This is a genomic window from Phormidesmis priestleyi BC1401, assembly GCF_001650195.1.
GTDB classification, from domain to species: domain Bacteria; phylum Cyanobacteriota; class Cyanobacteriia; order Leptolyngbyales; family Leptolyngbyaceae; genus Phormidesmis_A; species Phormidesmis_A priestleyi_B.
Window position 1 is genome coordinate 35,337 of the sequence record NZ_LXYR01000042.1, and the last position, 11,400, is coordinate 46,736.

Consider the following 11,400-nt stretch of genomic DNA (forward strand, 5'->3'; position numbering starts at 1 on the left):
GAGACATGGATTGTTGTCTGGGTTAAAAGATTCAATTTTAGTCGCTGAAATGTCGGTTGAAAAAGTTATTTTGAGGCGAGTGCGCGACGCTGAGGGTAAAGGCTGAATTTCGTTGACAGCAACCCATTGAGCAGCTTCACAACGATTTAGTATGAGGTTACTAATTTAATCTGCGAGGTTTACTAAATTGTATTGTCTGATAAATGACCCATTCTAGAGTTTTGACAATCAGAATAGAAGTGAATTTTAGCCCTCATTTTAGCGATCGCTCGACTCAAACTTTATGACCTTCCCTATCATTTACTCCGATGAATTCTTGCTTCATGAAACGGGCTATTTTCATCCTGAAAAACCGGAGCGTCTGACGGCAATTCGGCAAGCGCTAGAGGCAGCCCCTTGGGCAGATCAACTAGACTGGCGAAAACCCACTTCCATTGAGGAACGATCGCCGATTGCGTTCGTTGAGCAGGCGCACGATCGCCGCTATATCGAAGCCGTCCGACAGTTGGCAAATCGCGGCGGCGGTCACATTGATGGCGATACGCCCGTGTCACCGCGCAGCTTTGAGGTGGCATTGCTGGCAGTCAACGCCTGGATCGATGGCGTGGATTTAGCGCTGACGACAGGAGAACCGAGTTTCGTCTTAGCGCGACCGCCCGGACATCATGCCGTTCGTGATTTGGGCATGGGGTTCTGTCTACTCAGCAATGCCGCGATCGCCGCTCTCTATGCCCTCGATCGCGGCGCAAATCGCGTCGCTATTCTCGATTGGGATGTGCATCACGGCAACGGCACTCAAGCGATCGTCGAGACCCATCCCAACATCGCCTTTTGTTCGCTGCACGAGTCGCCCCAATATCCCGGCACAGGCAGCACCACCGAGCGAGGATTGCACAACAACGTGCTAAATTTGCCCATGGAAGCGGGAAGCACGATCGCCGATTATCAGCCATTGTTTGAGTCAAAAGTCATGCCATTTTTGACGGACTTCCAGCCCGATTTGCTCATCGTCAGCGCGGGATATGATGCCAATCACGATGATCCGTTAGCCAACATTTCTCTCAAACCTCAAGACTATGGCGTGTTTACAGACTATTGCTTGACGCTGACCCACAAGATTGTGTTTGGGCTTGAGGGCGGCTATGACTTTGATACACTGTCTCGATCAGTGCTTGCAACCGTCGATCGTTGCCTCATTTACAGGTAGGTTTAGTAACCACACATTCTGCCAAGACACCAGAATCCGGCGTTGCTGAATGCAGATGCGAAATGCCCTCTTCACGAAGTGGGGCAAGCCCTCGCCAACCCTTCTCCCTGGGGAGCCAGAACTCCTATCCCATCTCCTTTGGGAGAGGGCTAGGGTGAGGGTCAATCGGAAATTCATACATCAATTTAGCAACGCCAAAAATCGATCGCGATCGCTCCTGTGAGTCAGCTATCCTAGCGAACCGATCGTCATCCAAATCTGAAAGATCTCTCCTTGAGATAGACGTGTAAAATCAGAATTGTAATTAAGATAACTCCATTGGGCTGAAAATTTTGCAACACTTAAAAACACAATAGAACAAATAATATGCAACTCCAAATTGAATGCAACAGTTCACCGTTTAAACAACAGCTTTGCTGTCTTTGCACGCACTCTTTTGAAACCAAAGAAGCCCAAGTGATTATCTGCAACGACCAGGGAACCGAATGTGGCGAAGTTTGCCCTGGGTGCATTGGTCAAGGCTTTAGCTGGATTAAAAATCAGTTTGAACAGTTAAATCAACCGCAAAAATCGCCGCGAACTCATTGGAGAAAGGTTCAAGAAGTTCCAATTAGCGCGTGAGGGCACAGGCAGAGGGGTCAGGCGCAATCCTGATATCCAAAACCCGTCCTTACTCGATCAAAATTAAATGGTTTTGAGCATCGACGATGACCTTTCCCTGTTGCTGAAGCTTACCCAAAAGACGCGTCACTGTGACTCTTGTTGTGCAGCAGGCACTGGCAAAATCCTGGTGAGTTAGCCGCACTCGCAGTCGAGTTCCCGTCTCAACGGGTTGTCCAATCTCCTGTTTGAGCATCGACAACAGCCGATTGAGACGGTCTTGCACTCGAAGCTGACCATAGATTGCTAAAAAGCCTTCGGTTTGCTTAAGACGCTGATTGATCGACGGCAGCAGCGCTTGAGCGAGACGCGGCGATCGGGCAATCTCGGTCAGCGGGATCGAGGCAATTTGCACACTGGCAAGCGCGATCGCCTGATAGGTCTGAAGCGAGGTAAAGCTAGACCCAAACACCATTCCATCGGTGGCTAACCCCACCAGCATTTCGTCGCCACTGTCTGATAGAGTCGTCAGCTTCACCATGCCGTGAGCGACGAGCCACAGGGCTTGATTGTCGAGCGGAATCCTTTCGCCTTTAGTGTAAGTCTGCAACGATCGGTCTTGAAACGGCGTATAGTCAGCTTGCTCTAATGAGGCTTGTGCCCGTTTGCGTTCGGTGATGTCGCGCACGAGCCAGCGCAAAACGGGCGCATCTTCAGGGTGACGAATTATATCAGCGGTGAGCATGGCATCAAACACTTCATTAGAGTGCCGTTGCAGTCGCACATAGGCATCGACGTGATCGCGCTGCGTGAGTTGCGAGAGTTTGGCTCGAAACAGAGACCGATCGTCGATCGCGACTACGCTAGTCAAAGGCTTGCCAACCAGAAATCGCTGCTGTCTGAGAAAAAGGGCGACTGCGGCACGGTTGGCTTCCCGAATGTTGCCTCCGGGATCGGTAACGAGATAGGCATCAGGGGCAAACTCAAATAGATTTTGATAGCGTTGGCGCTCGGCTTCGGTGCGGCTGTGGGCTGTCAGAAGTTCGTCATTTTGACGGGTTAGCTCCTCCATTGCAACCTGCAATTCTTCGGAGGCGACTCCTAATTCTTTTAAGGCAACAGGCAATAATTCGGGGGATGGAACGAGAGTTGCGTTGGCATGGTTGTAGAGGGTTGATAAACGCCCATACATCGTCTCAACTTGTTGACTCAAGAGATTGATGTTCATGTTTAACGGCTCAACTGTGCAGTTTTGGTAGGATAAAAGACTCTAAACGATTCCACAACTCACCAAATTGAAGATCTCAACAATTCTCGTATTAGAGATCACACACTGATTTTACAGACGCTTTATAAGGGTGTCACAAATTGCTTATTTATAAAGAGTGTAGTACGAATTTCCTGAAGGATTTGTGTAAATAAAAACCTCTAGAGGGTTTAGCTCTAGAGGTCGGACAGTTAAATGCTGATTGGTAGATACAGAGTCGATTCTCTTGATTTCGGAAATCTGCGTAAATAAATTTCAGAGATTCAGTTTGGCGATCGGGAATGAATTCACCATCCCTGTAGAGACGTTCCGCCGGAACGTCTTTCCACTCCCATCATGCCCCGTAGCGATCGAGGGTTCATTTACCCGATGCCGTGGAGACGTTCCATCGAAACCTCTCTATGATTTGAATGTTTGGGTGATGCGGGTCATGGCTTCATTCACGTTGTCGCGGCTGTTAAATGCCGAAATGCGGAAATAACCCTCCCCGGCAGCACCAAACCCCGACCCTGGTGTGCCGACGACATGAGTAGTGTGCAGCAGTTTGTCAAAGAAATCCCAGCTTGAGAGATTGTTGGGCGTTTTTAGCCACACATAAGGCGCGTTGGTTCCGCCATAGACTGCGATTCCGGCAGCGGTGAGCTGGCTGCGAATGATGGCGGCGTTCTCCATATAGAAGCTGACTAACGCCTTGATTTGCGACTGTCCTGCGTCAGAATAGACGGCTTCGGCTCCGCGCTGCACAATATAAGACACGCCGTTAAACTTGGTCGATTGGCGGCGATTCCACAGTTTCCAGAGTTCGACATCAGAGCCGTCTGCGGCTTTAGCGGTGAGCGTTTTGGGCACCACCGTCAAGGCACATCGAGTTCCTGTAAAGCCTGCATTTTTAGAGAACGATCGGAACTCGATCGCACAATTCCGCGCTCCCTCAATCTCATAAATCGAGTGAGGCAAATCGGGATCAGCAATAAACGCCTCGTAAGCCGCATCAAAGAAAATAATTGACCCGTGAGCGTTGGCATAATTCACCCACGCTTTTAGATGCTCTTTGGTTGCCGTGGCTCCAGTTGGATTGTTGGGAAAACAGAGATAAATTAAATCGACCTTCTGTGAGGGAATCTGCGCGGTGAAATTATTTTCTGCGGTGATTGGCAAATAGACAAATCCCTCATATTCGCCCTTCTCGTTGGCTTCGCCTGTGTGACCCGCCATCACATTCGTATCGACATAGACGGGATAGACGGGATCGGTAACGGCGATCGTGTTGTTATCCCCAAAAATATCGAGAATGTTGCCAGAATCGCACTTAGAACCGTCGGATATAAAAATCTCAGACGCGTCAATATCACAGCCACGAGACTGAAAATCGTGAGCGGCAATCGTTTCGCGCAACCACTCATAGCCCTGCTCAGGACCGTAGCCCTTAAAGAGCGCACGATCGCCCATCTCTTCAACCGCTTTGATCATGGCATTGCGGCAAGCTTGAGGCAAAGGCTCGGTGACATCGCCAATGCCGAGACGAATGATTTTCGCATCAGGATTTGCAGCAGCAAAAGCATTGACCCGCCGACCAATTTCAGGAAACAGGTAGCCTGCTTTGAGCTTGAGATAGTTGTCGTTGATGGTTGCCATAGTCAGTCATAGAAACGAGGGTTGAATCCTCATTATTCCGCAGTCGGGCAGCAGGGGTGAAAAATGTTGTCTTTCCTCCCTTATAAAGGTGTCAACTCGTTGAAGAGCCAACATAATGGACTGAAGGCTTTATAGACTCGATCGGTCTCAGGAGTTTAGATTAAATAAAACCGGAATTTGCCTTCACCTTACAGACATGATTTTACCGATTCGTTTGAATCATCGGGAAACCCCCTAAATCCCCCACGAGTAGGGGACTTTGACTCTCAGGTCAGGGCTGAAACGTTGACTCTCTTGCTGGCTCAAAGTCACCTAGAATGGGGGATTTAGAGAGCGAAGGAGCGTTGCAATTGTCAGAGTTATTTAATCCACAATCCTCAGTCGTCCCTATAATTCTCTTCAGCTTTCACTGATACGGTTTAGGAGACACACGTGTTAGGTAACGACTCTTCTCAAGATGACCATTTCAGCATTATTGTGATCGGTGCCTCGGCTGGTGGAGTCGAGACGCTCACTCAACTGGTGAAACTGTTGCCTCGTGAGTTAGATGCGGCTGTTTTGGTCGTGCTGCACTTTCCGAGCTATGGCACCAGTGTGTTGCCGAGCATTCTCAGTCGAGCTGGAACGCTGCCCGCGAAGCACCCCGAAGATGGCGAAGCACTACGATCGGGGCACATCTATGTTGCGCCCCCTGACTATCATCTCGTCGTCGAGCCAGGGCGGGTTCGTCTCAGTCACGGTCCCAGAGAAAACGGACATCGACCTGCGATCGACCCGCTGTTTCGCAGTGCGGCAATGGCATACCAACGGCGGGTGATTGGGGTGATTCTGACTGGAATGTTAGATGATGGCACCGCAGGGTTGGCAATGGTCAAGCAAAAAGGCGGAATTGCCATCGCCCAAGATCCCGAAGAAGCGTTGTTTAACGGGATGCCAACCAGCGCGATCGCCAACGTTGCGATCGATTATGTCTTGCCCATAGCTGAAATTGCATCGGTGTTGGTGAAGCGATCGAACCACCAAACCTTCAATAGAGCGATCGATAACAAACGCGACCCAGACGTTGAAATTATTCAGCAAGACAAAGCTTTAGCCGAGCAAGGAAAGCCACAAAAAGAGCCGTCAATCTTCACCTGCCCTGACTGCGGCGGCGTGATGTGGGAACTCAACCATGACGGCATATTGCGCTATCGCTGCCATGTTGGGCACGTCTATTCGACCGATAGTTTAGCCGCCGAGCAGTCTGATGCCGTAGAAGGGGCTTTATGGACAGCCATTCGCTCCCTTGAAGAACGAGCTAGTTTAGCTAGACGACTTGCCCATCAGGCTCAAATGAACGATCGAACCTTATCTGCCAAGCAGTTTATAGAGAAGGCAAATGATGCCGCCAAACACGCGCAACTAATTCGGCAAATCATCGCGGTCGATCAAATTGTGATTGCGTTTGAGCCAGATGCCTTGGAACTGATTGCATCGCCTCAAACCACCAAGTCTTCAAAAATCGACGAATAGACTTCCTGCACGAATCCTTCGCCCTCACCCTAGCCCTCTCCCCAAGGAGAGGGAACAAGAGGCTCTAGCTCCTCTCGCCTTGGGGCTACCGGGTACACACGAGTCTTTCGATCAGTTATTGCTGAGACCCTCGCCCCCCTAAATCCCCCATCTGGGGGACTTTGAGATGAAACGAGGGTTTGGAGGTCAAGCCATTTATCTGGTTCAAAGTCCCCCAATTTTGATGAGTCACTGCGTTGGGCGTGTTCCCCGACTTAAAGCAAGTGACGTAGGGGGATTTGGGGGGCTGAAAGACCTGAAACGCAGCGACACAGGCTTGTGTGTACACGGTAGAACTTCGTGAGGAGGGCTGTCCAGATTCGCGCAGGAGGTTCAATAAATCGTGATAGATTACTGCTTTAGCAAAGTGAACTGATGCCCATTCGCTAGACCTCCTGCCCAAACTCTAGAAGCCCTCCAAATCTTCAACACTGGGAAGATTTGAGTTGAGTTCCTTCAGAAAAGCAAAGGGGCAGACAGTGACTTTTGCAGGAGACTGTACCCATTTAGACCATAGCTGTTTCTGACGCGATGACTTCTCCCGAAATCGATTTGCAGTTTGAAGCGCTGCTCAACTATCTCAAGCGTAGCCGTGGGTTTGACTTTACGGGCTATAAGCGATCGAGCCTAAGTCGTCGAGTTCAAAAACGAATGCAGGCGATCGACATTGACCAATATGACGAATATCTTGACTATTTGCAGGTGCGCCCAGAAGAGTTTTTGCCCCTGTTCAACACGCTGTTGATTAACGTCACCACTTTCTTTCGCGATCGCCCCTTTTGGGATTTTTTGAGCAGCGAAATCTTGCCCCGCATCATTGCCCAAAAAGAGTCAAATGAGCCGATTCGCATCTGGAGTGCAGGCTGTGCAAGTGGCGAAGAGGCATATAGTCTGGCAATGGCACTTGCTGACCTGCTAGGAGTCGAACAGTTTCAGCAGCGAGTCAAAATCTATGCGACCGACGTAGATGAAGAAGCGCTCTATCACGCACGTCAGGCGACCTATCAAGCAGGAGAAGTCGCAGATGTGCCACCTGAATTTTTAGCGACTTATTTTGAGCCAGTCGAGGTCTCCTCAAAAGAGGATGAAGTCAGCCGCTACACGTTTCGCAAAGACCTGCGCCGCGCGGTGATTTTTGGTCGCCATGATTTGATTCAAGACGCACCGATTTCTAAAGTTGACCTGCTGGTGTGCCGCAACACTCTGATGTATTTCAATGCCGAAACTCAGGCAAAGATTTTGATGCGCTTTCACTTTGCTCTGCGCGATGGCGGTTATTTATTTCTCGGCAAGGCAGAAATGCTGCTCAACAATGCCACAATGTTTACGCTTGTTGATTTACGCTGTCGGGTGTTTGCAAAAATTGCCCAAGCCATGACGCGCGATCGCATGGTGCTGATCAACCCAAACGGCGGTGACGCGATAACAACTCCGCTGCCTAATCGGGTGCGACTACAAGAAGCGGCGTTTGACAACAGCCCCTTGGCGCGTATTGTGGTTGACCTCAATGGCAATCTCGCCTTGGCGAGTGAGCGGGCACGATCGCTGTTTAACATTACGCCTCGCCACATTGGGCACCCCTTTCAAGACATAGAAATTTCTTATCGACCCGTCGAGCTGCGATCGTGCATCGAAGCCGTTTATCGCGATCAGCCAGTGGTCTCTGTGCGCGATGTCACTTGGCATCAGCCCAATGGCGAAAGCGTTCATCTCGATATTCAGGTCGCCGTGTTGACTGATTCAGCGGGCGATCGGCTGGGTGCCAGCATTTCGTTTATCGACATGACTCGATATAAGCGAATGCAAGAAGAGTTAGGACACTCAAATCAAGCAGTCGAGATGGCGTATGAAGAATTGCAAACCACGAATGAAGAGTTAGAAACTACCAATGAGGAATTGCAGTCCACTAACGAAGAGTTAGAAACCACCAATGAGGAATTACAGTCCACTAACGAAGAGTTAGAGACGATGAATGAAGAATTGCAGTCTACGAATGAAGAATTGCAGACGGTGAATGACGAGCTTCAGCGACGCAGTGAAGATCTCAATCAGACCAATTATTCTTTAGAGTCGATTCTTGCCAGTCTTAAAAGTGGCGTAGTGGTGCTCGATCGAGACTTGCGGGTGCAAATCTGGAACCACAAAACCGAAGACTATTGGGGAGTGAGCGCCCATGAAACGATCGGGCAACACTTCTTAAATTTAGACATTGGGCTTCCGGTTGAGCAACTGCGTCTCTGCATTCGCAACTGCCTCCAAGGAATCTCTGACCCCGCTAACGAGGTGACACTCCCCGCAGTTGATCGTCGCGGTCGATCGCTCCAATGCCAGGTGAGCTGCACCCCGTTGATGGGAGACGAGCAAGACGTGCAGGGCGTAATTTTGTTGATGGAAGCACAACCAAAATGAGACACTCTGCTCGATCGCGGTGTTAACGCTGACACGATCGCTTCATCAGCAACTGTGCTTTAGAGAGACGTGGTAACGCACGATCGCCTCTATCCTACAGAGACTGCTGTCTGTGTACACACAAGTCTTCTGATCCTATCATCGCCGAGATCTTCGCCTCCTAAATCCCCCATGAATGGGGGACTTCGAGCCAAGCGTTCGATTTCAAAGTCCCCCATTCTGGGGGATTTAGGGGACTGAAGCCGACCAAAACGGAGCGATGCCTTCGGCACACGTAAGCGTGACAATGACTTGTGTGTACACAGCAGCCTACAGAGGGTTGAGAGCGGGCAAGTCTAACCTTGAATCTGAAATCAGCCGAGTCAATGCTTCCTCCTACTTAAGAGGTGCGATCGTGCAACCCGATCTCAAAACCGCTCCAAAAAGAATCGAGGTTCTTGCCGAACGTCGAGAACCTCAGCCCGATAATTGTCAACTCATTAAGCTGTCTACAAACCAGGGAGAAATTCAGGGGCACTATTATCAGGCTGAACACGCCAAACTAGGAGCCATTTGGGTGGGCGGAATCAGCGGCGGCTGGGACAGTCCGGCAAACGGCTTATATCCTCAACTGTGTCAAAAGCTCCGTGAGTCAGGGGTTTCGCCTCTTCGCATCCGATATCGCTACTCAACCATTCTCAAAGAAGCCCTCTTAGACACCCTAACCGGAATCGCATTTTTAGCTCAAGAAGAAGTCTCAGCGATCGCGCTAATTGGTCACTCGTTTGGCGGTGCTGTTGTGATTCAGGCTGCAATGCTGTCTCCACTGGTGCAGACGGTGATCACTCTGGCGAGTCAAAGTCATGGGGCAGATTTGGCGGCTTATCTGGCTCCTCAGTGCTCTTTACTATTGCTGCATGGCACAGACGATCAGATTCTCTCGCCCAATTGCTCACGATATATCTACGCGATCGCTCAAGAACCCAAGCGGCTCATTCTCTATCCTGGAGCGCGACACAGCTTAGATGAAGTGTCAGATCAAGTGTCTCAAGCCATCTGCGATTGGACGATCGAGCAACTTACTCCAAAACGGTAAGCTCCCCAATCTTCGATCGCGATCGCCAAACTGGAAGACAATAATCAAACGTCTCTGTTTGAGTTGCCCATGTCTCGATCGAGTTCTCTGCGCGATTACACACTGTCGCGAGTTTTGGTTGCCCCGCTAATGCTGTGGCTGATCACAACGCTGGTCTTTTTGCTGCTGCGAGCCACCCCCGGAGATCCGATCGATGCCCTATTAGGTCCTCGCGCCCCACAAGCGGCTAAAGAAGCTCTCCGCGCTCGGTTAGGGTTAGACAAGTCTCTGTTTTTTCAATATCTCGACTACATGGGTTCGCTGCTGCACTTAGATTTGGGCAAGTCACTCACCAGCAAAGAATCGGTTTGGGAGATTATCGGCAAATTTTTTCCGGCAACGGTCGAATTGGCGATCGTCAGCATGGCGATCGCGCTTGTGGTTGGCATTTCTGTCGGCATCATCTCAGCCTCTCGCCCCAACAGCGCGATCGATGCCGCAGGTCGGCTGTTTGGAATTATTACTTACTCAATCCCATTATTCTGGCTAGGAATGCTGCTGCAGCTAGTCTTTTCAGTGCAACTCGGCTGGTTTCCATTGGGGACTCGATTTCCGGTCACCGTTCCCGCCCCCGAAGGAATCACTGGGCTTTACACGATCGATAGTTTACTGCGAGGCAATCTTAGCCAGTTTTTCATTGCGCTCTATTACTTAGCGCTGCCCTCCCTGACGTTAGGAGTTTTAGTCAGCAGCATTTTTGAACGCATCGTGCGCGTTAACCTCAAACAGACCTTAAAGTCTGATTATGTAGAAGCGGCTAGAGCAAGAGGCATTCCTGAACGAAAGATTCTGATCAATCACGCGCTTAAGAACGCCATGATTCCAGTGATTACAATACTAGGGTTAACGCTAGCGGCAATGCTAGGAGGAGCGATTTTGACCGAAGTGACCTTCTCGTGGCCCGGACTCGCCAATCGACTCTATCGAGCGATCGCTCAACGCGACTACCCCACCGTGCAAGGAATCGTTATATTTTTTGCGGCGATCGTGGCGTTAGCAAGCATCGCGATCGACCTCATCAACGCCTATATCGACCCCCGCATTCGCTACTAAAAGATAAGTTGGCGTTGCTAAATTGAGCTATCAAAAGCACAGATTTTGCTCTCACCCTAGCCCTCTCCCGAAGGAGAGGGAACAAGATTTCTGGCTCCCCTCTCCTTCGGGAGAAGGGTTGGCGAGGGCTTGCCCCACTTCGTGAGGAGGGCAATTCATACCCGCATTCGCTGCTAAAGATAAGTTGAACATTTCGCACACAAAGCTTGTGCTAAACAAGGCGCTTTAAGCCCCTTGCCTGTCCAGAGTTCAGTTCTATCGGTTGTTAGCGCCACCTGGCAAGCACTCGACTGGAACCAGAGTCGCACTCTGATTGGAATAACTTGCCTGGGTAGGAGCAGAGTAAGCACTGCTAGTCAGATTGTCTGAAAGCATTGCACTCTGCATAAATGACCCGTTATTCGCGCGATACGCCCGCAAGTTTAGGTTCGATTCTCCACCAGAGGTGCCCGCCGGACCGTTGGTTCGGGTGCGACCTCTATTTGATACTATTAGAGGGCAACGGAAAAGCCGTATTGATTCAGTTTGTTCCAGAATTGATCCCAACGCGTTGAGGTCAAGACC

Annotated in this window: 9 protein-coding genes; 6 read left to right on the forward strand and 3 right to left on the reverse strand. The window is 50.2% G+C overall.

Translation table 11 applies throughout. The features are described from left to right. Positions 1–283: 283 nt before the first annotated feature. Together A8707_RS18995 and A8707_RS29210 are read left to right on the forward strand one after the other, a co-directional pair. Positions 284–1,207, forward strand: a complete 924-nt coding sequence (locus A8707_RS18995; protein WP_068818776.1) for a histone deacetylase family protein — start codon at positions 284–286, stop codon at positions 1,205–1,207. A 366-nt stretch (positions 1,208–1,573) separates the two neighbouring features. After that, entirely contained in the window at positions 1,574–1,828 is a 255-nt protein-coding gene (locus tag A8707_RS29210) for a hypothetical protein (RefSeq protein WP_068818777.1), read from the forward strand. 49 nt (positions 1,829–1,877) lie between these two features. Here A8707_RS29210 and A8707_RS19005 read toward each other — a convergent pair whose 3' ends face one another. Both A8707_RS19005 and A8707_RS19010 read right to left on the reverse strand, forming a co-directional pair. Further along, positions 1,878–3,035: a PAS domain S-box protein gene (locus A8707_RS19005; protein WP_068818778.1), complete on the reverse strand. Its 1,158-nt coding sequence runs from the start codon at positions 3,033–3,035 to the stop codon at positions 1,878–1,880. 438 nt (positions 3,036–3,473) lie between these two features. Then, on the reverse strand, positions 3,474–4,709 hold the full coding sequence (locus tag A8707_RS19010; protein WP_068818779.1) for an LL-diaminopimelate aminotransferase: 1,236 nt from the start codon (positions 4,707–4,709) through the stop codon (positions 3,474–3,476). 432 nt (positions 4,710–5,141) lie between these two features. On the opposite strand from A8707_RS19010, the gene A8707_RS19015 reads away from it, so the two are divergent. From A8707_RS19015 to A8707_RS19030, 4 genes are all read left to right on the forward strand, one after another. Next, on the forward strand, positions 5,142–6,221 hold the full coding sequence (locus A8707_RS19015; RefSeq protein ID WP_068818780.1) for a chemotaxis protein CheB: 1,080 nt from the start codon (positions 5,142–5,144) through the stop codon (positions 6,219–6,221). Between the two features lie 570 nt (positions 6,222–6,791). Next, positions 6,792–8,669, forward strand: coding sequence for a CheR family methyltransferase (locus tag A8707_RS19020; protein WP_068818781.1), 1,878 nt, complete (start codon positions 6,792–6,794; stop codon positions 8,667–8,669). A 286-nt stretch (positions 8,670–8,955) separates the two neighbouring features. Beyond that, complete coding sequence (locus tag A8707_RS19025) at positions 8,956–9,744, forward strand: alpha/beta hydrolase (RefSeq protein WP_082906431.1); 789 nt, start codon at positions 8,956–8,958, stop codon at positions 9,742–9,744. 69 nt (positions 9,745–9,813) lie between these two features. After that, positions 9,814–10,836 (forward strand): ABC transporter permease, encoded by a 1,023-nt coding sequence (locus A8707_RS19030; protein ID WP_068818782.1) that lies wholly within the window; start codon positions 9,814–9,816, stop codon positions 10,834–10,836. 255 nt (positions 10,837–11,091) lie between these two features. Here the strand turns inward: A8707_RS19030 and A8707_RS29845 are convergent. After that, on the reverse strand, positions 11,092–11,400 hold a 309-nt coding region (locus A8707_RS29845), incomplete at its 5' end, for a hypothetical protein (RefSeq protein WP_231948146.1).